Here is a 25,659-nt window from a genome sequence, read left to right as displayed (position 1 = left end):
TATAATTAAGTACTACATTTCCATGCTTAATTGTTGTTCATTTATAGTGTCTTTTTTAGGACTTTTCTTTTTTATTAAAAATGCAATTAATACTCCAACTACACATATTGAAGTTGCTACAATAAATGTATCGTTCATTGCAGTTACAGTGGCGGATTTTACAACGCTACCGTATATCTGCATGAATAATAAACCTTGTCCAGCAGTAGGACTGATACCTTTTACTGTAACAGCGCCTTGAATTAAAGCTTGAGCTTTAGTAAATGCAGGAGAGCTTGTATTTAGTGACTGTGCAAATATACCATTGTGGAATGCCTGTCTGCTTTGCAATATTGTAGTTAAGATAGCAATACCAAGAGAACCAGACACCTGACGAAGAGTTGTGTTAAGCGCTGTAGCTCTTGCTGTCATATGCTGAGGTACTGAATTCATACCTTCAGTTTGCATTGGCATCATTGCAAGTCCATTACCAAAACCTCTTACTGCCATAATTAGCATTACAGTATTATATGGAGTATCTAAGGTTAATCTACTAAGCATAAAGGTGCAACCTGTTACAATGGTTAAACCAATTATAGTAAGCCACTTTGCACCGTATCTATCAAATAACTTACCACTAACTGGCATCATTATACCGGTTATAATAGCCTGTGGAAGCATCATCATACCACTTTGCATCGCACTATAACCCCTTAAGCTTTGCATGTAAATAGGCATTAAGAAGATTGCTCCAAACATAGCTATAGTTGTTACAGTATTAATTATTAAACTTAAAGTAAAAGGAAAGTTTTTTGTTACCCTTAAGTCTAATAAAGGTTCAGGGTGATTAAGTTCTATAAACACAAAGGCAGTTAATGAAAATAAAGCTATTGCCAAAAGTGTAATAGTATAAGGTGACATCCATCCATTTTCAGAAACTTTATCTAGCCCTAATAGTAAAGTATAAAGTCCTAAAGCAGAAGTAATTGCTCCCCCTATATCGAATTTTTTACCGTAGTGCTTTGGAGAATCCTTTAAAAGTAAAATAGCTAAAGTAACACCGATGATTCCTACGGGGATGTTAATTGTAAAAATCAATCTCCAATCCATATATTGAACTATGTAACCACTTAAAGTAGGGCCAATTGCTGGTGCTGCCATTGCAGCGATACCCCAGAAACCTAAAGCTACACCACGTTTTTCAAGTGGCACTGTTTGAAATAACATAGTCATACCAACGGGCATTATCATACCTCCGCCAATTGCTTGAACTACTCTTGCTGCAATCATGGTGTTTGTACTTGTAGCAAGACCGCAAAGGGCAGATCCAATAGTAAATACAACTAATGCAAAGACATAAATATTTTTACCACCAAACCTATCAGTCAAATACCCTGTAAGTGGTATAACAATACTCATTGTTAGCATGTAGCCAGTGAGAACCCATTGTATTTGTGTTTCTGCCGCACCGAAAATAGTCATCATCTTAGGAATTGCAACATTAACTATACTGGAGTCAAGTATAGCCATGAAAGTTCCAACTACTATTACCGATAAGCAAAGCCACATATAACGTTCATCATGTTTATCCATTTCGCACTTCCTTTCTAAGTTGATTATTTAAAGATGTATCGTTCTAAACTAAAGTCATTTTCAAAGCTCTTGTTAAATTACAATGAGAGAATTTGAAAATAACTTCAAATGTAGAGAAGAACATCTAAAATGGCATAACTAACTATTTAGTTAATTAAAATTAAAAATTTTTATCCTGTAAAGGATGATTAAAATACATTGCTAAATTAATATACTTTTATTTCATTAAGATTATTACTTATACATGTATAAGTAACTATTTATTAGCAAAAAAATTATAATATCAATTCTTTAGGAAATTGTTATGCTAAAACATATAAAAATATAAATTTTAGATACAAGATACTATTTATTTTTTTTTGCATAACTAACTATTTAGTTAACAAGTGACAAAAAATAAAAAGCTCAAATATGCTCTCTTAATAGTAACATTATAATACTTTAGAATTAAAAGTCACTAACAAAATATTTCCATTTAATTAATAACTAACTATTTGGTTAACATAATGTAAAATATAAAGCAAATATATATTAATATTTGCTATGTACATTCATATGGCTTGTTTTGAACAAATTCTTTTCTAATACGTTTATAGCTTTCTAAAAACTTCTTCTTTACATCATCTTCATTAAATCCATAAAAATCGCCCCATTTTTCCCCCATAACTATAAAAGCTGCGGCTGGTACCATCATATAGAAAAACGAGTTGATCATAAGAGTTACAGGATCTTCTACCGCTACACCCTTATTTTTTAGATTTGATACTTTAATTTCTAAGGATGGTAGAGCAGAACTAAAAATAGTCTCAGTACTTGAAGTTGCTTTAATTGATTCAATCATCATGACTCTAAGTACATCTTTCTTTTTTACCATAAAGTTATATAGTAGTTGGAATAGAGATTCTATCTTACTATCATCATCGATATCAACATTATCAATGAAGCTATCCTTTATTTCTTTAAAGTCCTTTTTATATTGAAGGATTATTTCTTCAAATAGTTTTTCTTTACTACTGAAATAATAGTAGAGCATTGCCTTATTTACTTTCGCTCTACCTGCAATTTCATCTACTCTGGCGCCATCGAATCCTTTTTCAGAAAAAACCTCGATAGCAGAATCTAAAAGCTTTTGTTTAGTATCTTGCGATTTATTCTTTTCCAAATTGACACCGCCTCTCATAAAGCTGTTGTTAAAAATAATATTTTACTTCAATTAATAACTTATATAAATTGTCTAGTAAGAAATAGAGCGGTAAAACAATTTTTATAAGTTATTTACAGTTAAAGAAAAAATCATAACTAACTACTTAGTTAATATAGCATAATTAAAATTTAAATTCAAGTTAGGCAGTCCTCATTTATTGTAAAAGGAAACAAGTCGTAAAATTTTCATTGTAGCATTTTTCCAAGTACTATAATAAGTTGTTGTATTGCGTGGTAATATGGGGGAGATAGGTAAGAATTAATGTTTATAAATACATTTCCATAGTGGATTTAAAAGGTATATAATATAGACAATAATAAAGGCTTAACATGAATGTAAGCTTGATTAATAAATTACCAAAAAGATAGGAGTAGATTGTTTTGTTAAATGAGATTTTAAGTCGTAGAAGTATTAGGAAATATAAAAATGAAATAGTAGAAGATGAAAAGATAATTGAGATTATAGAAAGTGGAAGGCTTGCGCCATCTGGCAGCAACACGCAACCATGGCATTTTATAGTTATAAAATCACAGGAAATGAGAGAAAAACTTGCATACACGTCTCATAACCAAAAATGGATGATGACGGCTCCGGTTTTTATAGCCTGTGTTGCAGATATAAGATCAAGAATTGATGATTCTGTAGAAATAAAAATAGATGAAGAAAGCTCTCAAGAAGAGGTTAAACAGATTATTAGAGATACCTCTATTTCAGTTGGTCATATGCTTCTTCAAGCTAAAAATCTAGGACTAGGCACATGTTGGGTAGCTTGGTTTACACAAAAAGAAATAAGACCAATACTTAATTTACCTGAAGATAAATATTTATTAGGAATAATCACTTTAGGATATGCTGATGAAGAACCAAAACCGCGTCCAAGAAAAAATATAGAAGAAATAATCCATTATGAAAGTTGGTAAAAGGTGAAGAATTTTAGAAGTTTGTAATTAGATTACAAATAAGGTGGTTTATATGATTACATATGTAGCTTTATTAAGAGGGATTAATGTTGGTACAAAAAATAGGATAAAGATGGCGGATTTGAAACAGTTTTTTGAGTCATTGGCTTATGTTGATGTTAAGACATATATTCAAAGTGGAAATGTGATTTTTAAAACAGATGAAGATAAAGAGGAAGCAATAATAAATAAAATTGAAGCTGCCTTTGAAGAGCAATTTGGATTTAACAGTGATATAATTTTGAGATCAGGGGAAGAACTGAGGGCTATAATAAGAAACTGCCCATTTTTAGAAGATGAAATAGCAGAAGCGAAAGCAACGGCTGAAGGGGAGTGTTTCTATGTATCTCTCATGAAGACCGTACCTTTAGAGAATAAAATTATGCTTCTAGATAATTATAAAGATGAGGCTAACAAATATAAAATCATTGGTAGAGATGTATATTTACTATTTAGTAAAAGCATAAGAAATTCTAAACTCGCTAACAATCTTGGTAAATTAGAGGTATCCAGTACAGTTAGAAATTGGAATACAATAAATAAGCTAGTATCAATGTTTGATGAGAAATAAGTTAATTCTAATAGCTGGCTCATATAGCATCTCCTTTATAAACACTTAATTTCAAAAATACTCTTAAACACAGCCTATAATTAAAGTTTATTGAAATCTGTTGATAAGCTAAATAGCAAAATAAATAATATAAATAAATAAAGCTAGAACGAAGGTATTTCGTTCTAGCTTTATTTTTGTTAAAAGTTGAAATACCTGTAAATTAGTATTGAAAAAAATGGATATCTGCACTATAATGCAATTAAGTAAACCAATAGTTTACTTAATTGCATTTAGATTTTTTATACTTATTAAACTTAAAGATTTGGAGAATTGGAATTATGGGAGCAGAAGAACGTAAAGAAAAGGAAAAAGAATTGAGGAGAAAAGATATTATAGATGCTGCAGAAAGAGTATTTTTTTCTAAGGGCTATGACATGGCAACTATGGACGATGTAGCAAGAACTGCAGAATTCAGTAAGAGGACAGTATATGTATATTTTAATAGCAAGGAACAGATTTATTTTGAAATAATGATTAGAGGCTATAAGATCCTAATAAAAATGATAGAGGATTATGACAAAAAAGTAAGTGATGATACTGGAATATACAAGATAAGAAAACTTGGACTAATTCTATTTGAATTCAGCAAACAATATGCTGAATATTTTAGTGCAATAATGAATTATGAAAATGGTGAGATGGATTTTTCAAATGGGGTAACAGATAGTGCTAAACAAGAATGTTATGAACTTGGAGAAAAGATATTTGATTATCTTACTTGTTCATTAAAACAGGGAATTGAAGATGGAACTATTGATAGCAGTATAGACATTACAAACACTGCTTTAGTATTATGGTCGTGCACCTTAGGAATATTTAATACTTTAAGGACAAAGAAGCGTTATATTATGGAGTATCACAAGAAAAATCCTGAGGAGCTTTTGGAAGAGGCTTTTGAAATGCTTACAAAAGCTATTAGGAAATGATGGCATAAAATAGTTCATTTCATATCAGAAAAAGTTTAATTTTGGATTCTTAGGATTAATGAAGAAAAGCTATTGAAACTCTTTATATAAGTGATATCTATAATAATGTTTAAAAAACAGATAATAAAAAGGGGGAGCTGTAATGAAACATTTGAGTATGAAAAATCTTAAAAAGGTATTGTTAGGAATGTTTTTAGTATTAATTACGTTATTATTAGTAGTATTTACTGCTGGTGGGGCATTTGTAAAAGAGAAATATTTGGAGCCATGGGATAAGAGTTATTCAGATAAATTTGAAGATAAAAGAATAAAACTGATATCAAATGGTATTTTAGCTGCAAGCGGACATAATATGCAGCCATGGATTATAAAGTTAGACCCAAATAAAGATATTTTTTATTTGTATGCAAACAGTGATTTACTAACCAAAGAAGTAGATCCTTTTGCAAGGCAAACGATGATTACACAAGGAACATTTTTAGAATATATTGTAGTTTCAGGAGAGCATTTTGGGTATAAGGTAAACATAGATTTTTTCCCAAAAGGTCAGTATGATGAACAAAACTTAGCTAGCAGTATGAAAGAAAAACCAGTGGCTAAAGTAAGTATTTCAGAGGATAAAAATGAAGATAGTAAGTTATATGATTTTATGTTTTTACCTGACACAAATAGAGAGAGTTACGAAAAAGCAAGCTTAACAAAAGAGCAGCTAGATACTTTGCTAAACTTAAGTAATGAAGATGTCAAAATAAAAACATTTGATGATAAAAATAGCTTGAAACAGTTAGGTGCATATGCAATGAAGGGTGCTGAAATTGAAGCAAATATCCATAGAATGAATGAAGAATCAGCCAAGGTATTTCGTGTAAATGAATATGAGAAAAATAAATATAGATATGGGTATTCTTTTGAAGGGCAAAACATTACAGGTTTGAAAAAGTACTTGATGCAAGGGCTTATAACTCTTATTCCTTCAATAAATAGTGAAAAAGCTTCAAGTGATATATATATTAATTCTACTAAAACAGCAGTAGAAAATACCCCTGCATACGGTATGGTTATCACAAAGAATAACAGCCGAATTGAACAAGTAAAAAGCGGCATGGTATATAGCAGTTTAGTGCTAAATGGGCATGCTTTAGGAATAGCTATGCAACCTTTAAGTCAGGTATTAGAAGAATATACTGAGATGAAAGAGCAATATGAGAATTTTCATAAAGATTACGCTGACAAAGGCGATACAATTCAAATGTTTTTTAGAGTTGGGAAGCCAACAAAAGAGGTTCCTGTAAGTATGAGAAGAGATGTTATGGATTTTATAAATAAGTGATTTATCAAGAAAACACCACCAGTAGTCGCAACGGTTATTGGAGTATTTTTAAGTCAAATAAATTGGATAACTTTATAATTTTGAAAGCAAAATAAAAGAGAGTTAAGTTAGAGAGCTTGGCTCAAGAGATAAAATAGTTTTAAGTTTAATAATCAAAAGGAATGATGACATGAAAAACTTAATTATAACTACATTAACTACTTCAATTTTAATTGCAGGGAATACAAATATTGAACATAAAATAGTTTATGATATTGATCAATTTAGTAGAATAGGAGAATTTTTATATAATATCGACGGTTTAAATAGTGAAATTGATGGGAAAATGATTTTTATAAATAAATTAGAAGAGGTATTAAATAATAAAACTATGACGCTAGAAAAAGCTATAAATAGTGGTTATATTGTTGAGGTTCCAGATCAAGATTTTAATGTAAATATTAATGATAATCACCTACTTATATACAACATCAATAGATTAGATGTTTTTATGGATAATATAAAGCATAAAATTAGTGATAGAGTTCGTATTGTGAAATATGCAAGAGAAAACAAAAAGATATGGGTCAATAAGCTATATGATTTAGAATATAACGGTGAAGTAATTAAACTTGAAGTATATGATACTTATAGTGATCCAATTAAATTTATAAAATCACCAGCTTCTTACGAAGACAAAATAGTTAAGCGAGATTATAAGGACTATTTATGGTATGGCATATGTTCTAATAATAGTGAAAATGATGACTGTGCAACATTAATAAGTTTAAAGAAAGTTGAGATTGTTAAGTGAATTCATATAAAGTTTAATAATAGCTAAATTAAATGATGTCCTTTATAAAAAAGTCTATAGTGCACTATACTACATATATTGTAAGCTTATTAGCATAAAAAACCATGCATATTTGTTAAGAAACCTCCTTATGCACGGTTTTCGTTAATACTAAGTATTTATTTGCTCTTTATTAAGGAGCTTTTTTTAATTCCTACGAGATTTCTAAGTTTATATTTTATTATGGTAGTTGGAATATTTTCATTTTCTTTATGAGCTGAAGTTTTAGTCCAAAAGTAAAAATCCCTAGGACTTACTTCTAATTTTGCAATTGGTTTTACTGGTGTTTCACAAATCCACTCATCAAATTGTATTGAGCCATTACTGACTTTATGAAAGCTGTCAGATGGAAGCAGATATATCATTCCAGATGTCCAAGGCTTCTTTCTTAAATCATCTTTAGAAAGAGAAAAAAAGTAAAATTTAGGGCCAGTTCTTATTTGGACACATCCATTTCTTATACTATGTTCAAGCTTAGTTCTATCCAATACTGCATAAAACACTGGCCATATCCCATCCTTAGAGGCAAATACAGCTTCAGTGATTTTTCCATTAAAAAGTGTTTGTATCCTAGGTTCAAATTCATCAATGTTTTTATTGTTAGTACCGTGAAGTATGAAATTCTCTTTCAAAGAAAGATAGTGAATAAATCGATATTTAGGGAATCTACTATTATATCTTATAAGAAAGCTCTTAGGTTCAGAAATAATACTTTCATACTCTTTTATCTCTTCTTCTGAGAAGTCTATATTAGGTTTTGAATAAAGGACTAGTTTTAGAAATAATTTAGAAAAATAATCTACTAACAATTAAGATTCTCCTTATCAAATGTATTGAATTCTTTTCAAAAGCTTCTATTAATTATATATCCTTTTATAAGTATGGTATTTTACAAGTAGATGTATTCAAGAATATATGAAAATCAATGAAAAAAGTATATAGATAAACTACCTCGCAATAAAACGTATACCTTTAAATAGCTTATTTTTACACATAATGGCAGCTGATGGTATAATAAATGATGGAATGCTTATCATAGCTAAATTAAGAAGTGAATAAAAAAAACATATAAAGAAAGTGAATCTTTATGATAACTAATAAATTTAGAAGATGAGGGGGAAGTGGATTATGAATATAAGAAAATACTTATTGATATTAGTATCAGTAATAGTACTTTCAGTTATAGCTGCAACTGGAGGGATTGGGCAAGCTTTTATAGTTGGTGGATTATTAAGTATTATACATGAAGTCCTTATGCTTAAAAGTAAAAAATACGAGCATTTAGTATATAGTAAATTAGGTAAACCAGTTGAATTAGGATTTTCAGACAAAGAAAAGTTTTATAAAGATCAAGGTGTTAACATCAATAGTAAAATTAATAAATATTTTAATACCCAAGTGCTTTTTGGGCTTATTATTATAATACAGGCTGTTATAAATTATAAATCACTTGGAATAAAATTATCGGCTTTAAATGCAACATTAGTTGGGGCAGGACTATTTTCCTTGGCTATTTTCATTGATGTTATAAATCATGCATTAGCAAAAAAAAGTAAAGACTATTCAGATTTTTATTTGAAGGTTGTATGTGTTTCTATTTTTATTACGATTCCAGTCATGTTTTTCGGATTAATATGGGTGTTGGGAAAACAATATTAAAAAATATACTAAATTATAGATAAATGAAATACTGATATTTTAAAGTCATGTCATCATGAATTATTATAGTTTTGCATCAAACTTGTGTATTTTTAGAGAAAAATAATTAATAATTGGGTGTATAAGAGTTATATAAATAACGATAATAAAAGAGAGGTTAGAAATTTATGGTTGAAAGAAGCTTATATGAAAGGTTGACTAAACTATTTGAAAATGAACCAAATTTAATACTTTCTAAATCCATTGTTGGTACAACAGATGCTTTGAGTTTAACAGAGTTTGTGGATGAGTTTTGTAAGACTTATCTTAAAAGTGAAGTTGATGAATGCTTATATGCAGGTCTTAGTGTAGGAGTGTCCTTTGGCTTAAAATTGAAGAATGGACGAGAAATATTTCTAAAGATTAATAAGCCAAATAATGATGATTCCATAGCACAATGCTCTTTTGAGGGAATGAAGGCTATTTCTAAAGTACAGGAGAAGTTATCAGAATTCAAATTTCCGTGTCCTAAAGTTATTATGCCGCCTGTTGAATATAGAGATGTTATTGTAACTGTTAATAGCTATGAAGATATTGGAGTACAAAAAGATGCCCATAATCCAAGTATCAGAAAAGCTATAGCAGAACAGTATGCAATGTTAATTAAAGCTACAGATGCATACAAAAGCATGGATGGATTTGAATACTTTAATTTCTATAAAAATGAAAAGCTTTTTCCAGCTCCTCATAATGCGTTATTTGATTTTAACAAGGCAGGAACAGCTGCTACCTGGATTGATGAGCTTGCTGCAAAATCAAAGAAAATCATAAATTCAATTCCAGATAATTTAGTATTAGGACACTGTGATTGGTCTTTGAAGCATTTTCGCTTTGTTAATGATGAAATAGTAATGATTTATGATTGGGATAGTTTGTGTCTACAGGACGAATTTCATTTACTTGGTATAGCTGCAAGTACTTTTACTACTACTTGGGATATTCCAGTTAAGATAACTCCATCACAACATGAAGCTTATGAATTTGTAAGAGAATATGAAAAATCCCGTGGTAAAAAGTTTACTAAAGAGGAGCTTATGAAAATATCTGCATGTTCAACTTATATAATTTCATATACAGCTCGTTGTGAACTTGCTGTAGATCCAGATAATAAGAGCTTTGAGGGCTCGTTTAGGCAAGCACTAAGCGAAATGTCAGGAGACAATTATCTTGGGATTTAGTTTTTGGATAGATTCTATAAATAGATCAGTTCCAAATAAAATGCATTAATTAAACTAATTACACAGAAAAAGAAGGCAGGAGAGCATATGAAGAAAATTATTTATGTAATGGTTATTTTATCACTATTTTTAGTTGGTTGTAAGAGTAAAGAAAGTATGGTGAGCAACACTATAATCAACTATGAAGGGAAAAGCCAGAATTGGGAAGTAACTTACAAGATAGAAGGAAACGAAAAGAAACATGATAGTTATTATACATTTAAATATATTGGAACAGATGCAAAACCAAAAGATGAAGTTCAATATTTAATTGATGGACCTAAAGAAGGAGAAAGCAATCAATTTATACTTAAAGATAGCAATGAGTACAGTGACAAAATGAAAAATACTGGTGGAATGCCTAGTGATACTGATAGAGGCATAAATGTCAAAGTTGAATGGGATGGGAAAACGGAACTTTTGGTGTTAAGTAAATTAAAATAAATTCATATCTAAAAGATTATATATTTGTAATTTTATATTTTCTTAAAGCTAAAAAGCACTTCTGAATGGCAGAAGTGCTTTTTTTTGAATATTTTTATATCTCAATAAGTAAAAATTAAACTATTACGGTATTAAGTATAGCTTGTGAAAATATATCTATGGGATTTATAACTTTAATAAGCTAAGCTTTTTTATTCTTTTTAAACATAAGAGCGAATGTATCAACTATAGATATACCAGCTGATATGGCAACTGCTTTAATTGCATTTATTTGAAGCCATGGAATAAAATTACCTAATAAGAAAAGTACAATGAAAACAAGTATGAATTTTATTATAATTTCTTTTAATGATGAACTCATGTCACTACCTCCAATGATTATATGTATTGATTATATAATATTATGTAAAGATTTTATCATGTAAAAAAGAAACATAGGTTACAGTGGGGTTTCATTATTTTTACATAAACAGAAAATTAATGATATAATTTAAAGTGGATATTCCAATAGATATGAAATGGAGGGTGGTTAGTGCTTTAAGGTGAAATTTTAAGTTAAGCATTAAGTAAGTTTATGAATAGATTAGAAAAAGTTCATGATGCAGTAGATAGTATTTTAATAAAGCAGTCTAATGCAGAAGTAAGGCGTCATGGGTATGTTCACTTATATGGAGTATCTTCTTACTGTAGCATTCTTTCATTAAGAAGGGGAGCAAACGCAGAGTTAAGTGCGATTTCAGGAATATTGCATGATATTTATACTTATAAAACAGGAGATAGCTATGAACACGCAAAATTAGGGTCTATAGAGGCAAGGAAAATTTTAAATGAACTTAAGTTGTTTACTGAAGAAGAAATAAATATTATTTGCAAAGCTATTTATAACCATAGCAATAAAAATGATGTAGGCGGTATCTATGAGGAAATTCTTAAGGATGCTGATGTGCTGCAACATTTTTCATATAATATAGGATTTTCTGTGATTGAACATGAAAAAGAAAGATTAGCTAAACTATTTAAGGAATTAGATATTGATAAGGAACATTAGAAAAGGAGTGTTATTATGAACTATGAATGGTTAGATGAATATTGCCTTTCAAAACAAGGCGCTATAAAAGACTTTAAGGAAGAGTGGAATGCAACTAGATACTTAATTGGAGAAAAGATTTTTCTTATGATAGGAGGGGATAAGTATGATAAGCCTATTATTACAATTAAGTGTGAGCCATTCTTTGGACAGATGCTGAGAGATGAATATGAACATATAATTCCAGGTTATCACATGAATAAACTACATTGGAATTCAGTATATTTTGATGGAAATGTACCTGACAACGTGGTAAAGCAGATGATAGATATGTCATATAGAATAGTACTTAACTCTTTAAGCAAGAAGCTTCAAAAAGAAATTCTTGAAGATGCACAAGGCTAATAGATTTGCACTAAAAAGCAGGATTAGCTACCAGTGAATAAACGAATATAAGATAAGTATAGATAACAAATTCTTAGTAGAGATTATTGCGATGCTGCTACAAGTAAGCTGGGTTATAATTATCTAAATTAATAGAATATTATGGTGATGAATAAAACATTAATTGTTTAGTTAATAGGAGGACTATTTTGAGATATAGATATGTGATATTTACAGTATTATTTACTATGTTATATGTAATTTCCATTACTAGTAGCAGTTTTAGTACTATATTTTATAATGCAACATCGAAATCTGAAGAAGGTGTATTTCTTTTTAAAACTGGGAAGTACTACGCAAAAACGAAATTTGTAGGAAACGGTGGTAAACGTGATACTAGCTGGGATATCTCAATATCTGATAAGCAAACAAGGAAGAATATCATCGAAAACGAAGAAAATAGTGGAAGACTTCAAAACTTTAAAGATATGATTGTGGCACTAAGAAAGATGAAAAGTGAAGTTTTCAATTTAATAATTAGTGTATGTTTATTCTTGGCTTTTTCTATAATGTCCTTATTGGATAAAAGTATTAAAATTAATATAATTTTTAAAATATTGTTAGTATTACCTCTTTTATTCATAAGTTTTTTCCTTATCTCAGGTATGAATGAAAGTTTAAGTAATTTGAAGAGTTTAGACAAAAGCATAAGCGAGGTTTATAGCTTAATACCTTAGAAGTGGGGGAAGTGATTAATAATAAAGTCTTTTAACTAAATTATACCTATCTAAATAAACTCAAATGTTAATATAAATCTGAGAAGGTGATGATAGAATGAATGATTCTAATAATGAAGAAGAAAATAACCTTAACTTAAGAGTAGAGGCAGAGCATTTTACAGTCTATTTTAGAGAAAATGATAGAAAGTGTATAGGTAAAGTTATAGATGTGCTAGAAGATAATTATAGTAGAATAACAATTAATTTAGAGCAGAAGTTAGATAGTAAACTTATTTTAGAAATTTATTCTAACCTTAAATCACTTCATTTAGCTTTAGGGCTACAAGATGCTCCTGATTGGATAAGAGGAGGGCTTGGTGCTGGCAAGATTATAATAGCATCACCTCTAAATCCGCCACCAGGATCTAATTTTGATAATGTACTAAATACTGCAATTCATGAATTTGTACATATTTTAATTAATAAAATAAATAGTAATACTCCAAGGTGGTTAAATGAAGGGATTGCTTGCTATGAAGCCAAGGATAATAGTGAAAAATGGATAAGAGAAACTATTATTGAAGGGCTTAGTAATGGAAATATTCCTACTTTCAAAGACTTAGACACTGGAGAAGATTTTGAGAAATTTTTTGCTCTCAATGGCTATCAATACTCATATACTATGGTTGAAGCTATAGTGAATTTGTTTGGCTATGATAAACTAAGAAAGTTAATAAAGGCACCGAATAAATTTGATGAGGTTCTTAATGTAAGTGAGACTGCTCTTTATAATAAATATGTTGATTTCATAAAAGCAAATTATAGAGGTATCACTTCTTAATAAACCTTAGATTTTAATAGAGAGGAGAAAGTTTTATGGATTTCAAGGAAGTAAAAATTGAAATATATATTCCAGAAGAATATGTGGTGACTTTGAGAAATGAGCTAAATAAGGTTAACGCATGCACTGTGGGGAATTATGATAACGTTATGTCTTTAACTGATGTAAGAGGGTACTGGAGACCTTTAGAAGGCTCCAATCCTTTTAACGGTGAGTTAGGAAAGATTTGCAAAGGCGAAGAATGTAAGATGGAGCTTAGATGTAAGAGGGAATACGTAAAGGATGCTTTAAAAATTATAAGAAAAATTCATCCATACGAAGAGCCATTGATTAATGTAATTCCGGTAGTGAATGATTTGTTTGAATAAAGAAAACTATAAAATCATATGAATATAAAAATTAGAAAAGTTTACTTGTGGGGAATTATTATGAGAATTTTAATTGGACAACCAATACATGAAAAACAAATTGAACATATGAAAAATGCTATAAAAGCTAACAATAAAATTGATTTAGTACTATATCCTGAAGGATATTTATCAGATGAAAAAGTATTAGAAGAAGCATGTAAAGTAGCTAAAGACTATAAAGTTACAATAGTATCTTCTTACCGAAAGGATAACAAAGATAGAGCTGTAATAATAAGCAGTGAGGGTAAGCAGATCTTAGAAAGACCTAAAACTATACCGGATGAAAATGTAGAATTATACGATCCCTTAACTGTTGCTTATAATAATAATACAATTGGATACATATTATGTATGGAAATCCTAAAGGCTAATAGAGATTTAAAAAGAGTAGAAGAAAAAATTGATTTTATTGCACATCCAATTGGAGTAGGTATGTTTAGTGAGGAACAGTTTGAGCAATGGGTGGGGGAGGCAAAGGCTATTGCAAAAACTTATAAAACCATAGTTATTGGAACAAGTCACGCAGATGGGTCTTATAGAAATTGCGGGGTATCAATTCCTATTTCATATTGTATTGATAGTAATGGAGAGCCAATATTCATTTCAAAGTCAGATCCTAGAGCTAGAATTGTAGATTTAAATACAAGAAAGGTTGAGATAATTGAATAGCTTACCTAACTACCTTTATCATTATTATGAAGATGAAGTTGGTCCTTTTAAAACTTTATCTGATTTATCAGAGGAACAGTCTGAAAAGGAATTAGAAAAGATACGTAGAAATGAAGAAACCTTTGCTAGTAAGAGATCGAAAGATTACATGACTATTAGAAGGGAATTAGAGCAAATGGTTAGAACGCTTTTTATTGAAAAAGGTGGTAAGCCATTAAGAGAGACACCTATTTCTATGACTTTAGGTCCATGCCAATGGATTAAAGAATGGTATAAAGATGGACAAGAACTCAAAATTCCAATAGAATTTTTTGATCATAATACTATAAGTTTTACTTATGGAGATATTTTTCCAGCTATGAGATATAATGATCAAAAACCTTATCGTAAAAAGGTTTATACCTTAGAAGAGATAAAAGAAGTTGTATCAATATATGGACTTCCTCAAGAATGGAACAAAAATGGTGAAAAGGGACCAGATAGATATATAGAGGTTCAAGTTTGGTGTGATGTAGATATTAATAATAGTTCTATATTTAAATAAAGCATTACTATAATAGAAATTAGTATATTAGATTATTAGGAGGAGTATGATGAAGCAAAGAATAATAAGTTCAGTCATCGGCTTGCCAATTTTAATCGGAATACTGGTTAGCAAAAATTCAATACTTTTAAATGTTACTCTTCTTATAATTATAATGATTGGACTTAATGAATTTTATAAATCATTTAAAAATTTTAATGCCAATTATTCAATGATAGGAATAGGTTTTTCTTTTTTATATTACGTATTTGTATTACCTAATCTCAGTTCAAATCTAGGATTGTTCATCATTTTATTCTCTATTTTTTTAGTGTTTTACTCAGTGTTTTTTTATAGTAAACAAAACGCAAAAAACATATCTATAACATTTATAGGATTTTTCTATATTACTTTCATGTTTTCATTTGTACGTCAAATAATTAGCATGAATGCCTATGGAAGCATATTTGTTTGGTTTGTATTTATAATAGCCTGGAGTGCTGATACCTTTGCATATGCAGTTGGTAAGACCTTTGGTAAGAATAAATTAACTCCAGAGTTAAGCCCAAATAAATCTATTGAGGGATTTGTAGGTGGAGTAATTGGCGCAACATTGATGGCTTTTTTATATGGAATAATAATTTTAAATTTCTCAGAATTTCATGCAAATAACTTCTTGTATTTTTCCTTAATTATGGGAGTTATAGGGGCAGTGATATCACAATGTGGTGATTTAGTAGCTTCCTTAATAAAAAGATTCAATGGAATTAAGGATTTTGGAAATATAATTCCTGGACATGGGGGAATCTTAGATAGATTTGATAGTATCCTATTAGCAGCGCCGTTTGTTTATTATTTCATAAAAATTATGTTAAAGATATAGAGCTAAGTCCTGTTTGATTTAGCTTTACAATTATTGAAGCTAAATATATAAATCCTCAAAGTGTTATAAGGTTATAGTAATATCATAAAATATTACATGCTAAGAAGGTAATAAATACAATTTTAGGAGCGAGAGCAATGAAATTCAAGAAAAAAGCTAAAAATATAATGTGTATTTCTGCAATTCCAATATTTATTATAGGGCTAATAGTTCCTTTTATAATGGAATCATCTAAAAATTTCAAAATAGTATTTTTAGGGCATATTATTGGTATTAGTTTTTTTACAATATTAATATTTGGAGTAGGTATTTCTAATTTAATTATTTTTAAAGATAAACAAGAAAATCCTAGTGTAAAAATAAAAGCAAAAGTTCTCGGCACATTTTTGATAATATTATCAATCGTTTTTGCATCTATGGCAGCTCCTTATTATAAAGATTTACCTAACATGATTAACTCACAATATGAAGCCTATGATGGACAATTAAAAGACTTTAAGGTAATAAAAGGTAGAACAACTATCACAAAACTTACAGTAGGAGATAAAGACTTTGAGTTTAATGGACAATATTCTAAAAGCTTCCTTACAAAGGGGAAGAAATATCATGTAGAGGTTCTACCTAATACTAACTATGTAGTAAGCGTTTATAGATATTAGAAGCTTAAATTATAGATAAAAGTTGCACTGTTCCATATTTGAAAATATACTCAATAATATACTACCTAACTATTACTAATAACTCTTTTGGATTTTTTAAAATATAAGCTGCGTTTATACCATCTTGAGATTTACAGCCCCAAGATGCTAAGGCAAAATCTATATGAGAGTCCTGTGCACATCTAAAATCATATATTGTATCTCCTACATATATTGCGTTTGATGTATCTGAGCCTGAAAGCTCGATGAATTTTAGGATTGGTTCAGGATCAGGTTTATGCTTTTCGGTGTCATCTGCACAAACAACTATATTAAAGAAATTAGATAGTCCAAAGGGTATAAAGTCAGCGTCATATTCTATTTTTGTTTTAGAGGTAACTATCCCAATAGAAATGTTCATTTCATGAAGTTTTGATAAAGTTTCTTCCATATCATCAAAAACTTTTACATGATGAAAATAATCCCTTAAGTATTCATTCCACTTGACGCAGCCTTTCTTAGGATCTTTTATTCCAAGCTGTGTAAGCGCAGCTTCACCTGTGATTCCAAAAGAGAAGATTAAATCTTCAAAGCTTAGTCTTTTGTCAGTTTCTTCATATACTAATTTCTGTAGAGAAGAAAGTACTGCAAATTCTGTATCTAAAATAGTTCCATCAATATCAAAAATAACAGTGTTATACATAAGTAAACCTCCAATGGTTATTAGGTTATCATAACATTAAAAAATAGGTATTCAAATTTAGTGTATGTAATATATGTGAAAATAACATGAAGTGAAACTTTAAATTTGCAATTTGCTTAAAAAATATTTAATTGAAGGAAGCGAAGTATGAAAATAAAAAGCTTTATTATTGGTCTTATTATAATTGTTTTTGCAATCCTTATTTTAGACTACTATTATATGCATTATATAGCTAAGAATGTATCAATACAATTAACAGAAGTAGATTCATCTAAAAGCATATTTGAAAATGAGGACTTAGAAGGTCTAGTTAAAGATGAAACATTGAAGCCAGGTGTGAATTTACTAAGATCAAGTAACACAAAGATTTTATATCTTTGCTTTAATGGAATTGGAAATGAATACGAAGATCTAAAACTTCAAGTTAGAGGATATAAAATAATAGCTAGTTTTACTAAGACTCCAAGAGAAAATACTTATCAATGCAGAAAAATATATAGGCTTGATTATGATGGGAAAATGGAAGATTTTAAACTGATAGAAAATGGCAATGAGATAGGGTTTGTAGAAAAATTCTTAAGCAATAAGTTTTAATATATAAATCTAAAATTCAATATTTAGTTGAGATTTGAAAGGAGAAAGATGTTAGTGAAAAAACTATTAAAGTTTGCTAAAGTTATTGTAAAAAAGGCAATGCCTTTTGCGTTAATTATTGCAATTTTATATATTATAACTGTAAATGATCTAAGGAAGCAGGATCAAAAGGAGATCGATGATTCATTTACAAATCAGTTAGTTTTAGCTAACGGCATGCTAAATAGTGATTACAATAAGAACGATGATGAAGGAAAAGCTTATTTAAGAACGACAGCTGCTGGAAGTTTATATTCGAGTTTAAATTTAATGAGGTATAGTTCTTATAACAATAATGAAAATAGGAACGATTTGTTTGATGCGATAAATAATCTTTATTTATGTATGAAATTTTAAATACAAAACTAATTTGTAAAGGCAATAAATATTTATTACAATAGAATAGTAGCTATTTGTAGTTTTAGCATAAAGTAGAGTAAATGAAAATTAGTTAATAAGTTAGTTGGTAATTTAATTTGATAACTAATCTAATAAAGCTGTTTTTATAATTAGATAACAAAAGAAACATAATATATTAATTTGGAGGAAAGCATGAAGATAGATAGCATTATTTTTGATTTAGATGGAACACTATGGGATTCAACACAAGGAGTAACAGATTCTTTTAATGAAATCATAAGTAATACAAAGATTACAAGTGCAATAACAGTAGAAGATATAAAAGCAGTAATGGGATTATCGGTACTTGAAATACCATTAAGATTATTTCCACATCTAGAAGATGAACAGAGAACAACCTTAATAACTGCATGCTGGGCTAATGAGTGTAAGTACTTAGAAGAACATGGTGGTAGTTTGTTTGATAAATTAGAAGATACCATTAAGAAATTAGCTCGAAAGTACAAATTGTTTATAGTAAGTAACTGCCAAATTGGTTATATTGAAGCTTTTCTTAAAGCGCATAATCTAAGTGAGTACTTTATTGATTATGAAAATGCAGAAAGAACAGGACTTACTAAAGGGGAAAATATAAAGCTTGTAGTAGAAAGAAATAACTTGAAAAGTCCAGTGTACGTAGGAGATACTCAGTGGGATATGGAAGCAACAAGATTTGCTGGCATTCCTTTTGTATTTGCAAGTTATGGCTTTGGACAAGTAGATGATTTTGATTATAAAATTGATACCATAGATCAGTTAATAGATTTAGATAATAACTAGAAAACTGATATATATAGTTTTGAGGTATATAAAGATATATATTATTTTTATATACCTTTTTCTATATTATGTAATCAAGCTGATAGTAAGTTTATCAATTAATAATACATCAAAATAAAATTGTATAATAAAAATTAGCTATGAAATATTATATTTTTAATATAATATTAGGATATAATTGTAAATGGATTCTATTATTTAAATAACAAAAATAAGTGGCCATGTAATGAGAAGATTTTATAAATGTATAGGAGAGATGTTGTATGCAAAATAATCGGACTATTCAATGTATTGATAAAAGCTTTTTTGACGTGTTTCCAGATTTAGAATCACAAAGATTGATATTTAGAAAAATAAAAGCCAGTGATGTTGAGGAGATTTTTGCTATATTTAGTGACCCGGAAGTAGCTAAATATGATTTTTTTAATCCTATAAATACAAAAGAAAAGGCTTTGTCAATAATAGATAATTATCAAAATGAATTTATATCTAAGGAAGAAATAACATGGGGAATTGTTAGAAAAGATGATTACAAATTAATTGGATATTTTAGTTTGGGAAACCTTGATGAAGAAGCTAATAAATGTGAAATCGGATATGGTCTAAATAGGACGTTTTGGAATAGAGGTTATGGTACTGAAGCTATAAAAACTTTAATAAAGTTTTCTTTTGAAAAGGTTAAAGTTAATAGAATAGAAGCTACGGTAACCTTTGGTAATGATGCTTCAGTGAAGGCTTTAATAAAGTCAGGATTTTTACAAGAAGGGATTTTAAGAGAAAGAACCCTGATTAAAGGTGTGTTAGTTGATGACGTAATACTTGCATTATTAAGAAGAGATTACATAAATTGATTGTAATATTTTAATTTATAAGATATACATTCGTATATAGAATAGTAGGGGGAATGAGGAGGGTTTTATAAAGGAACTAGAGAAAGGTAAAGTTAATTGCAACTAGGATATTATAGTAGTATGTGACGAGTTAGAATTAATGTATAAATAAATCATATTCTGTGCCTAAATAAGATAATATAAAAGTTCGTTGTTTCTAGCAAAGGTTCTAAGCGAGGTGACAATTTTCTTTTTTAGTTATTGGTCACAAAGAAAATTTGTTTTTGCAAGGTAAATTGTAATAAAGCATATAATCTTAAGTATTGAAGTATCTTTAATTTATTGGAAAAGTAATATATAAAATCTTAAGTTATAAAATCAGAGATTTAAAAAGATTAATTTCATATAAATTATTATGCACGATTAAATTTAAAACTCAGCTTAGTTTTTATGAAAGAGAAATAACTCTAGAATTAAGTATTATATTTTACAAAAAAAATTTGGTTAAGAATATGAGCAAATAGTACTTTAATTGTTAATAATAAACAAAAATAAGCAGTTATACTTAAGTATAACTGCTTTTTGGTTGCGGGGGCAGGACTTGAACCTACGACCTTCGGGTTATGAGCCCGACGAGCTGCCAACTGCTCCACCCCGCGATATTGTGTTTGTAACTTGCCTACTTGATAACTATACACTAATTAATATAGAATGTAAAGGAAATAATAAATTTAATTTTAGAAAACAGAAAATATGTGATTAATAATAGCTTAAGTTAATGGAGTATAGCTTTTATAATTAAGAGTAAGCCAACAATATAGTTAGTATTAAAATAGTAATTTGCATATATGATAATTTTGATAAATTAAAAACAAAAGATAAATAAGAAATAAGCAGCTATACTTTAAGTATAACTGCTCTTTGGTTGCGGGGGCAGGACTTGAACCTACGACCTTCGGGTTATGAGCCCGACGAGCTGCCAACTGCTCCACCCCGCGATATTATGTTTTAAACTTGCCTACTCAAACAATATACAGTAAAGGAATTATAAAGTCAAGAAGTTTTGAGAAAAAGTTTAGAAAAATTATATTGGATTTCAAAAAAACTTACAAAAAAAGCAAATAGCTGGTATTAAAAAATTAAATGGTATATTTATGTGAAATTATGTTTACAAATCATGCTAAAGAGAATATGATATAAAAGGTAATAAAATTAAATATCTCGTTAGGTGAGGTTCCTACAAGGATACACGCTACTGCCCAGAAATGTCGAGAGACGCCAATGGGTCAGCAGGTACTGCCGAATTAAGGTTTTACTTAATGTAGCTGACAACATTCATAAATATGAATGCTTATGCTCAAAGCCTTGTAGTGCTAAAGCTCAACGGATGGAGAAAATAAGTGTTTTTTTGTCGAGCATATAACTCTTCATTCGTTGGAATGAAGAGTTTTTTACTGTATAAAAAAATATAAAATTTTTATGTCGGTTAAACCTATATTTTTTAATGATTTTAGAAGTTTTTATGGCTATACAGTAAAAAAATAAAACTTATTCGCCTGCCAAATTTTCCTCATATGCATTCGGAAAGGCAGATGCGTTAAAAAAGTTCACTGAAGAAGGTCACTTCAGCGACTTTTTTACTTATTTTCTACGTGAATCTTAAAATAGGAGGTGGTTACTTATGGAAGACGACCCTGAGGATAAGACGAATACAATTAAATATAGAATTTGGATCGTTATTTACACGGGTAACTGCCGTTTGAGTGACGATGACTTTGGAGGTTATTGTTATGAAACTAAAAACAGGTATTCACGGTTTTAATGTAAATTATCTAACGAACTCCTCTAATAATTAAAAACTTTATTTTTGCATGTATTGCAATTTAAAACATTGTAAGAATAAGTTATGAGCATCATGAAATATTTGTGATGCCGTAAATAGAAGGGGTGAAACAAATGGATAAAGCAACTAGTTTTTTCTTTAGCAAGATCTTAAAGAAAGAAATTCACAATAAATCAGGGCAATTAATCGGTAAACTTAGCGATTTCGTACTTGATTTTAGTCAGGAAAAACCTACAGCAACTTATGTTCAAATTAAAAATGGACCAAAGTCTTTCTATGTTTCATTAGAAAAGCTTGATATTTTTAAAGATAGCAAAGAAAGATATTATATAGAAATAAATACGAAGAGTTTATTAATAAGTTTGCCAGATGGCAAGGGTATATATTTAGCAAAAGATTTTTTAGATAAGCAAATAGTAGATACTAACGGAAAAAGAGTAGAGAGAGTAAATGATGTAAGACTAGGAAATATAAATGGAAAATGGCAGCTTATTGCAGTTGATATAGGAACTAGAGGTCTTTTAAGGCGTCTAGGAGTAGAATATCCATTTATATTATTGACAGGGGCTCTTAATTTTCAGCTAAGAAACAAACTTATTATTTGGGATAATGTACAGCCACTATCAACTGGTAGCAATAATTTGCAGCTTTATTCGCCAGCCAATAAGATTGAGACTCTCCATGCAGCTGAAATAGCAGATATAATTGAGGAACTTGATAATAAAAGTCGTCACATTCTTTTTAATAGTCTTAATAACCAAAAAGCTGCTGAAGTTCTTGAAGAGATAGAGACAGAGGTTCAGGTTAATCTGCTTAATTCTATGTCTGATAAGAAGGCTTCTGATATTTTTGAGATAATGCCATCAGATGAAGTAGCTGATATCCTCGAAGAAATAGAAGATGATAGAGTTGAAAAACTTCTTACTCAAATGGATGAAGAAAGTCAAGAAGAAATCAGAGAACTTATGGAATATGAAAGAGATACAGTTGGAAGTATTATGTCTAAAGACTTTATTACTTTTCTTCCAGATATAACTGTTTCAGAAGTGGCAGAGTGGATGAAAATAAATGTTCCTGATGAAGAGGAAACTTACTATATATACGTTATAAATAATAAAAGTAATCTTCTTGGAGTTATTCCAATACTTAGGCTTATAACTTCAGATAGGGACACAAAGCTTTATAATATTATGACAACACAGCCAAAGATATTGAGGGATGAAGATACGATTGAAGAAGCAATAGAAACAATGGAAAAATACAGCGTAATTTCTTTACCAGTTATAGATGAAACTAATGAGTTAGTAGGGATTATATCATTAAATGACAGTGTTAAAGAGTATGCTCCAATGAGGAGGGTGGCACTATGAGTGAAGTTAAGACTAGCCGATTCAAAAAAATACTCTTTATAATGACAATTATTGGTCCAGGACTCATAACAGTAAATGCAGGAAATGATGCAGGTGGAATAGCAACGTACGCTTCTGTAGGAGCAACTTATGGTTATAAAATGCTTTGGGGACTTCTTCTCATTACTTTCAGTTTAGCCGTAATTCAGGAAATGAATGCACGTATGGCTATAGTAACAGGAAAAGGACTAGCAGATTTAATAAGAGAAAAGTTTGGTGTAAAGCTTGCGCTTTTTGCAATGCTTACCCTATTTATAGCTAACTTTGGTGTATGTATTGGTGATTTTGCGGGGATTGCAGCAAGTATGGAGTTGTTTGGCGTGACTAAATATATATCAGTGCCTGTAATGGCTTTTGCAGTTTGGTTTTTAATTACGAAAGGGTCGTATTCAAAAACAGAGAAGTTATTTTTAGCTTTCACTTTTGTTTTCTTTTCGTATATAATAACTTGCTTTATAGTAAAGCCAAACTGGCATGAAGTTTTAACAGCAACAGTTACACCTACGCTTAAATTTGATAAAGCCTTTATATTGACCTTTATAGGTATGATAGGAACTACAATTACTCCATATATGCAATTTTATCTTCAGTCTTCTGTAGTTGACAAAGGGATAAAGCTGAAAGATTACAAGTATGAAAAATTAGATGTTTATTTAGGAGCTATCTGGGGCGATTTAGTATCCTTCTTTATTATAGTGTGTACTGCTGTTACTTTATATAAAGCTGGAATACAAATAGATAGTGCAGAGCAGGCTGCTTCAGCTCTTAAGCCTTTAGCTGGAAATTATGCTTCAATTCTATTTGGAGCAGGACTTTTTGGAGCATCGGTTCTTGCAACAATGATAATTCCACTCTCAACATCTTATGCTATTTGTGAGTCCTTTGGCTTTGAAAGTGGATTAAATCATAAATACAAGGAAGCACCTACTTTTTATGGTATATTTACTTTTATGATAATATTCAGTTCAGCACTAGTACTGATACCACATATATCTTTGGTGGGAATTATGCTTGCAACACAAGAGATAGCAGGTATGTTAAGCCCAGTTATATTAATATTTATGGTAGTGCTAGTCAACAAGAAGGAGCTTATGGGTGAGTATGTAAATAACAAAGTACAAAATATAGTAATTTGGATTACAGTAATATTTATAGTAATTCTTTCAATAATACTTTTTGTTTCACCTTTAATAGACCTTATTTTTAAATAACAAAGAAGAATATAAATGAATTTTTTATAGAAATTAAGTTGTGTATGTTCGAAAATATTCGCTTTTGAAAATTTTCGTAGCATGCATAACTTTTTTATTTTATAGAAATTTATAGTATAGATAAAATTAATCATTACAAGGCTCAAGAGTAATTAATTGAAATGGGATTTATATTTTATAGATTTAGACTAGCTTTTATTGTATAGTTAAGATATGGTTTGCATAATAATATTTTTATGGGTATGTTAAGAAAAATAAAAGGGATGATATTATGAGTGAAAATGGAGAGGATCAAAGAAATACCTGCTATATCAAAGTGATTAACGGAAATAAAGGACCTAATGAATTAATTAAGATAAAAAAGAATCGTTTCTTTATTTATTATCCAAGTAAAGTTGAAAAATGGATTGAAGAGATGGAAGAAAAGGGATTTCTCTTAAATGAAATAAATAGAAGGGGAAATATTTTTTCTTTCACAAGAGGCGAAAAGAGAAAAGCAAAATGTTTTGTTGATTTGCCTGATATAATTGATAAAGATTATTTTAGAACCTATATAAAGCTTGGGTGGAAACCCATTTATAACACAAGAATGCTAGGTGGTAAAATGGTTTTATGGATGAAATCAGAAAACCAAGGTGATGTTTGTAGTGAAGTAGACTTTTTAAATAGCAATAAAAGACTTACTAAAAATATGTTAAAGGTTATAACTTCTAACCTAGTAAACTTCTTGATTGCACTTTACTTTTTTGTAAATATGTTAGCTACGGTTTGTAAAAGTCCATATCTTGTTGATATGTTTTATATAGGGCTTAACACTTTTAGTGCATTACTTGCGTTTTCAGCTTTTTGTTTTTTACATGGATCAATTGCGTATTTTGTAAAGCTAAAAAGTTTATAAAAATTTAAAGACAAAAAAATTCTAAGTAAGCTATTTTTAATACTTGTACAAGTTTAGCGTTAAA

29 protein-coding genes, 2 tRNA genes and 1 riboswitch are annotated in these 25,659 nt (G+C 29.4%); of the genes, 24 read left to right on the top strand and 7 right to left on the bottom strand.

Annotated features, from left to right (window positions below; genetic code table 11):
* Window positions 1–12: 12 nt before the first annotated feature.
* Entirely contained in the window at window positions 13–1,572 is a 1,560-nt protein-coding gene (locus tag J3477_RS02335; RefSeq protein ID WP_206867943.1) for a DHA2 family efflux MFS transporter permease subunit, read from the bottom strand.
* Between the two features lie 541 nt (window positions 1,573–2,113).
* Window positions 2,114–2,734 (bottom strand): TetR/AcrR family transcriptional regulator, encoded by a 621-nt coding sequence (locus J3477_RS02330; protein ID WP_206867942.1) that lies wholly within the window; start codon window positions 2,732–2,734, stop codon window positions 2,114–2,116.
* A 422-nt stretch (window positions 2,735–3,156) separates the two neighbouring features.
* Between J3477_RS02330 and J3477_RS02325 the strand changes: the two genes are divergently transcribed.
* The 5 genes from J3477_RS02325 (at window position 3,157) to J3477_RS02305 (ending at window position 7,397) form a co-directional block, all read left to right on the top strand.
* Window positions 3,157–3,696 carry a nitroreductase family protein gene (locus tag J3477_RS02325; protein ID WP_206867941.1) on the top strand — a complete coding sequence of 180 codons (540 nt, stop codon included), beginning with the start codon at window positions 3,157–3,159 and terminating at the stop codon, window positions 3,694–3,696.
* Window positions 3,697–3,748: 52 nt separating this feature from the next.
* A complete protein-coding gene (locus J3477_RS02320) occupies window positions 3,749–4,306 on the top strand; it encodes a DUF1697 domain-containing protein (RefSeq protein WP_206867940.1) in 558 nt (185 codons plus the stop codon).
* Between the two features lie 320 nt (window positions 4,307–4,626).
* A complete protein-coding gene (locus tag J3477_RS02315) occupies window positions 4,627–5,274 on the top strand; it encodes a TetR/AcrR family transcriptional regulator (protein WP_206867939.1) in 648 nt (215 codons plus the stop codon).
* Between the two features lie 142 nt (window positions 5,275–5,416).
* The gene (locus J3477_RS02310) at window positions 5,417–6,604 is read left to right on the top strand and encodes a hypothetical protein (RefSeq protein ID WP_228731186.1); all 1,188 of its coding nucleotides are present in this window, start codon (window positions 5,417–5,419) and stop codon (window positions 6,602–6,604) included.
* A 169-nt stretch (window positions 6,605–6,773) separates the two neighbouring features.
* Window positions 6,774–7,397, top strand: a complete 624-nt coding sequence (locus J3477_RS02305) for a DUF4362 domain-containing protein (RefSeq protein WP_206867938.1) — start codon at window positions 6,774–6,776, stop codon at window positions 7,395–7,397.
* A 158-nt stretch (window positions 7,398–7,555) separates the two neighbouring features.
* Here J3477_RS02305 and J3477_RS02300 read toward each other — a convergent pair whose 3' ends face one another.
* Window positions 7,556–8,245 carry a hypothetical protein gene (locus J3477_RS02300; RefSeq protein ID WP_206867937.1) on the bottom strand — a complete coding sequence of 230 codons (690 nt, stop codon included), beginning with the start codon at window positions 8,243–8,245 and terminating at the stop codon, window positions 7,556–7,558.
* Between the two features lie 319 nt (window positions 8,246–8,564).
* On the opposite strand from J3477_RS02300, the gene J3477_RS02295 reads away from it, so the two are divergent.
* From J3477_RS02295 to J3477_RS02285, 3 genes are all read left to right on the top strand, one after another.
* Window positions 8,565–9,095, top strand: coding sequence for a hypothetical protein (locus J3477_RS02295; protein ID WP_206867936.1), 531 nt, complete (start codon window positions 8,565–8,567; stop codon window positions 9,093–9,095).
* A 167-nt stretch (window positions 9,096–9,262) separates the two neighbouring features.
* Window positions 9,263–10,312, top strand: a complete 1,050-nt coding sequence (locus tag J3477_RS02290) for a hypothetical protein (RefSeq protein ID WP_206867935.1) — start codon at window positions 9,263–9,265, stop codon at window positions 10,310–10,312.
* An 87-nt stretch (window positions 10,313–10,399) separates the two neighbouring features.
* Window positions 10,400–10,795, top strand: coding sequence for a hypothetical protein (locus J3477_RS02285; protein ID WP_206867934.1), 396 nt, complete (start codon window positions 10,400–10,402; stop codon window positions 10,793–10,795).
* A gap of 181 nt (window positions 10,796–10,976) precedes the next feature.
* On the opposite strand, the gene J3477_RS02280 is transcribed toward J3477_RS02285, so the two are convergent.
* A complete protein-coding gene (locus J3477_RS02280) occupies window positions 10,977–11,156 on the bottom strand; it encodes a hypothetical protein (RefSeq protein WP_206867933.1) in 180 nt (59 codons plus the stop codon).
* Window positions 11,157–11,369: 213 nt separating this feature from the next.
* Between J3477_RS02280 and J3477_RS02275 the strand changes: the two genes are divergently transcribed.
* The 9 genes from J3477_RS02275 (at window position 11,370) to J3477_RS02235 (ending at window position 16,910) form a co-directional block, all read left to right on the top strand.
* Window positions 11,370–11,843 carry an HD domain-containing protein gene (locus J3477_RS02275; RefSeq protein ID WP_206867932.1) on the top strand — a complete coding sequence of 158 codons (474 nt, stop codon included), beginning with the start codon at window positions 11,370–11,372 and terminating at the stop codon, window positions 11,841–11,843.
* A gap of 15 nt (window positions 11,844–11,858) precedes the next feature.
* Window positions 11,859–12,227 carry an MmcQ/YjbR family DNA-binding protein gene (locus tag J3477_RS02270; RefSeq protein ID WP_206867931.1) on the top strand — a complete coding sequence of 123 codons (369 nt, stop codon included), beginning with the start codon at window positions 11,859–11,861 and terminating at the stop codon, window positions 12,225–12,227.
* Between the two features lie 188 nt (window positions 12,228–12,415).
* Window positions 12,416–12,943, top strand: coding sequence for a hypothetical protein (locus tag J3477_RS02265; protein WP_206867930.1), 528 nt, complete (start codon window positions 12,416–12,418; stop codon window positions 12,941–12,943).
* A 97-nt stretch (window positions 12,944–13,040) separates the two neighbouring features.
* On the top strand, window positions 13,041–13,766 hold the full coding sequence (locus J3477_RS02260; protein WP_206867929.1) for a gluzincin family metallopeptidase: 726 nt from the start codon (window positions 13,041–13,043) through the stop codon (window positions 13,764–13,766).
* Between the two features lie 35 nt (window positions 13,767–13,801).
* Window positions 13,802–14,134 (top strand): divalent cation tolerance protein CutA, encoded by a 333-nt coding sequence (gene cutA / locus J3477_RS02255; RefSeq protein ID WP_206867928.1) that lies wholly within the window; start codon window positions 13,802–13,804, stop codon window positions 14,132–14,134.
* Between the two features lie 60 nt (window positions 14,135–14,194).
* Complete coding sequence (locus tag J3477_RS02250; protein WP_206867927.1) at window positions 14,195–14,845, top strand: hypothetical protein; 651 nt, start codon at window positions 14,195–14,197, stop codon at window positions 14,843–14,845.
* On the top strand, window positions 14,838–15,389 hold the full coding sequence (locus J3477_RS02245) for a hypothetical protein (RefSeq protein ID WP_206867926.1): 552 nt from the start codon (window positions 14,838–14,840) through the stop codon (window positions 15,387–15,389). Before J3477_RS02250 ends, J3477_RS02245 begins: the two co-directional genes overlap by 8 nt.
* A gap of 49 nt (window positions 15,390–15,438) precedes the next feature.
* Window positions 15,439–16,251, top strand: a complete 813-nt coding sequence (locus J3477_RS02240) for a phosphatidate cytidylyltransferase (protein WP_206867925.1) — start codon at window positions 15,439–15,441, stop codon at window positions 16,249–16,251.
* Between the two features lie 137 nt (window positions 16,252–16,388).
* On the top strand, window positions 16,389–16,910 hold the full coding sequence (locus J3477_RS02235; protein WP_206867924.1) for a hypothetical protein: 522 nt from the start codon (window positions 16,389–16,391) through the stop codon (window positions 16,908–16,910).
* A gap of 61 nt (window positions 16,911–16,971) precedes the next feature.
* On the opposite strand, the gene J3477_RS02230 is transcribed toward J3477_RS02235, so the two are convergent.
* The gene (locus J3477_RS02230) at window positions 16,972–17,592 is read right to left on the bottom strand and encodes an HAD family hydrolase (protein WP_206867923.1); all 621 of its coding nucleotides are present in this window, start codon (window positions 17,590–17,592) and stop codon (window positions 16,972–16,974) included.
* 147 nt (window positions 17,593–17,739) lie between these two features.
* Here J3477_RS02230 and J3477_RS02225 point away from each other — a divergent pair, with 147 nt between their 5' ends.
* From J3477_RS02225 to J3477_RS02210, 4 genes are all read left to right on the top strand, one after another.
* On the top strand, window positions 17,740–18,186 hold the full coding sequence (locus J3477_RS02225; RefSeq protein WP_206867922.1) for a hypothetical protein: 447 nt from the start codon (window positions 17,740–17,742) through the stop codon (window positions 18,184–18,186).
* 54 nt (window positions 18,187–18,240) lie between these two features.
* Window positions 18,241–18,582, top strand: coding sequence for a hypothetical protein (locus J3477_RS02220; protein ID WP_206867921.1), 342 nt, complete (start codon window positions 18,241–18,243; stop codon window positions 18,580–18,582).
* A 195-nt stretch (window positions 18,583–18,777) separates the two neighbouring features.
* Window positions 18,778–19,404: an HAD family hydrolase gene (locus J3477_RS02215; protein WP_206867920.1), complete on the top strand. Its 627-nt coding sequence runs from the start codon at window positions 18,778–18,780 to the stop codon at window positions 19,402–19,404.
* A 263-nt stretch (window positions 19,405–19,667) separates the two neighbouring features.
* On the top strand, window positions 19,668–20,255 hold the full coding sequence (locus tag J3477_RS02210; RefSeq protein WP_206867919.1) for a GNAT family N-acetyltransferase: 588 nt from the start codon (window positions 19,668–19,670) through the stop codon (window positions 20,253–20,255).
* 562 nt (window positions 20,256–20,817) lie between these two features.
* On the opposite strand, the gene J3477_RS02205 is transcribed toward J3477_RS02210, so the two are convergent.
* Window positions 20,818–20,893: transfer RNA gene (locus J3477_RS02205), tRNA-Met, on the bottom strand.
* A 263-nt stretch (window positions 20,894–21,156) separates the two neighbouring features.
* A tRNA-Met gene (locus J3477_RS02200) sits at window positions 21,157–21,232 on the bottom strand.
* 215 nt (window positions 21,233–21,447) lie between these two features.
* Window positions 21,448–21,634: riboswitch (M-box (ykoK) riboswitch) on the top strand.
* 556 nt (window positions 21,635–22,190) lie between these two features.
* Between J3477_RS02200 and J3477_RS02195 the strand changes: the two genes are divergently transcribed.
* The 3 genes from J3477_RS02195 (at window position 22,191) to J3477_RS02185 (ending at window position 25,595) form a co-directional block, all read left to right on the top strand.
* The gene (locus J3477_RS02195) at window positions 22,191–23,447 is read left to right on the top strand and encodes a magnesium transporter (protein ID WP_206867918.1); all 1,257 of its coding nucleotides are present in this window, start codon (window positions 22,191–22,193) and stop codon (window positions 23,445–23,447) included.
* Window positions 23,444–24,697 (top strand): Nramp family divalent metal transporter, encoded by a 1,254-nt coding sequence (locus J3477_RS02190; protein ID WP_206867917.1) that lies wholly within the window; start codon window positions 23,444–23,446, stop codon window positions 24,695–24,697. The genes J3477_RS02195 and J3477_RS02190 overlap by 4 nt, the downstream gene beginning before the upstream one ends.
* A gap of 271 nt (window positions 24,698–24,968) precedes the next feature.
* Entirely contained in the window at window positions 24,969–25,595 is a 627-nt protein-coding gene (locus tag J3477_RS02185; protein WP_206867916.1) for a DUF2812 domain-containing protein, read from the top strand.
* The last annotated feature ends 64 nt before the right edge of the window (window positions 25,596–25,659 follow it).

This window comes from Clostridium zeae, assembly GCF_017312485.1.
Classification (GTDB): Bacteria; Bacillota; Clostridia; order Clostridiales; family Clostridiaceae; genus Clostridium_AR; species Clostridium_AR zeae.
The sequence above is the reverse complement of the archived record's forward strand: the minus strand, read 5'-3'. Positions and strand labels throughout refer to the sequence as shown.

Excerpts from the sequence above, each read along its gene's own strand:
- J3477_RS02230 (WP_206867923.1), bottom strand. The coding sequence starts at position 17,592 with ATGTATAACACTGTTATTTTTGATATTGATGGAACTATTTTAGATACA.
- J3477_RS02270 (WP_206867931.1), top strand. The coding sequence starts at position 11,859 with ATGAACTATGAATGGTTAGATGAATATTGCCTTTCAAAACAAGGCGCT.
- J3477_RS02315 (WP_206867939.1), top strand. The coding sequence starts at position 4,627 with ATGGGAGCAGAAGAACGTAAAGAAAAGGAAAAAGAATTGAGGAGAAAA.
- J3477_RS02290 (WP_206867935.1), top strand. The coding sequence starts at position 9,263 with ATGGTTGAAAGAAGCTTATATGAAAGGTTGACTAAACTATTTGAAAAT.
- J3477_RS02335 (WP_206867943.1), bottom strand. The coding sequence starts at position 1,572 with ATGGATAAACATGATGAACGTTATATGTGGCTTTGCTTATCGGTAATA.
- J3477_RS02305 (WP_206867938.1), top strand. The coding sequence starts at position 6,774 with ATGAAAAACTTAATTATAACTACATTAACTACTTCAATTTTAATTGCA.
- J3477_RS02285 (WP_206867934.1), top strand. The coding sequence starts at position 10,400 with ATGAAGAAAATTATTTATGTAATGGTTATTTTATCACTATTTTTAGTT.
- J3477_RS02215 (WP_206867920.1), top strand. The coding sequence starts at position 18,778 with ATGAAGATAGATAGCATTATTTTTGATTTAGATGGAACACTATGGGAT.
- J3477_RS02195 (WP_206867918.1), top strand. The coding sequence starts at position 22,191 with ATGGATAAAGCAACTAGTTTTTTCTTTAGCAAGATCTTAAAGAAAGAA.
- J3477_RS02280 (WP_206867933.1), bottom strand. The coding sequence starts at position 11,156 with ATGAGTTCATCATTAAAAGAAATTATAATAAAATTCATACTTGTTTTC.
- J3477_RS02185 (WP_206867916.1), top strand. The coding sequence starts at position 24,969 with ATGAGTGAAAATGGAGAGGATCAAAGAAATACCTGCTATATCAAAGTG.
- J3477_RS02210 (WP_206867919.1), top strand. The coding sequence starts at position 19,668 with ATGCAAAATAATCGGACTATTCAATGTATTGATAAAAGCTTTTTTGAC.
- cutA (WP_206867928.1), top strand. The coding sequence starts at position 13,802 with ATGGATTTCAAGGAAGTAAAAATTGAAATATATATTCCAGAAGAATAT.
- J3477_RS02225 (WP_206867922.1), top strand. The coding sequence starts at position 17,740 with ATGAAAATAAAAAGCTTTATTATTGGTCTTATTATAATTGTTTTTGCA.
- J3477_RS02235 (WP_206867924.1), top strand. The coding sequence starts at position 16,389 with ATGAAATTCAAGAAAAAAGCTAAAAATATAATGTGTATTTCTGCAATT.
- J3477_RS02240 (WP_206867925.1), top strand. The coding sequence starts at position 15,439 with ATGAAGCAAAGAATAATAAGTTCAGTCATCGGCTTGCCAATTTTAATC.
- J3477_RS02320 (WP_206867940.1), top strand. The coding sequence starts at position 3,749 with ATGATTACATATGTAGCTTTATTAAGAGGGATTAATGTTGGTACAAAA.
- J3477_RS02250 (WP_206867927.1), top strand. The coding sequence starts at position 14,195 with ATGAGAATTTTAATTGGACAACCAATACATGAAAAACAAATTGAACAT.
- J3477_RS02190 (WP_206867917.1), top strand. The coding sequence starts at position 23,444 with ATGAGTGAAGTTAAGACTAGCCGATTCAAAAAAATACTCTTTATAATG.
- J3477_RS02310 (WP_228731186.1), top strand. The coding sequence starts at position 5,417 with ATGAAACATTTGAGTATGAAAAATCTTAAAAAGGTATTGTTAGGAATG.
- J3477_RS02295 (WP_206867936.1), top strand. The coding sequence starts at position 8,565 with ATGAATATAAGAAAATACTTATTGATATTAGTATCAGTAATAGTACTT.
- J3477_RS02275 (WP_206867932.1), top strand. The coding sequence starts at position 11,370 with ATGAATAGATTAGAAAAAGTTCATGATGCAGTAGATAGTATTTTAATA.
- J3477_RS02260 (WP_206867929.1), top strand. The coding sequence starts at position 13,041 with ATGAATGATTCTAATAATGAAGAAGAAAATAACCTTAACTTAAGAGTA.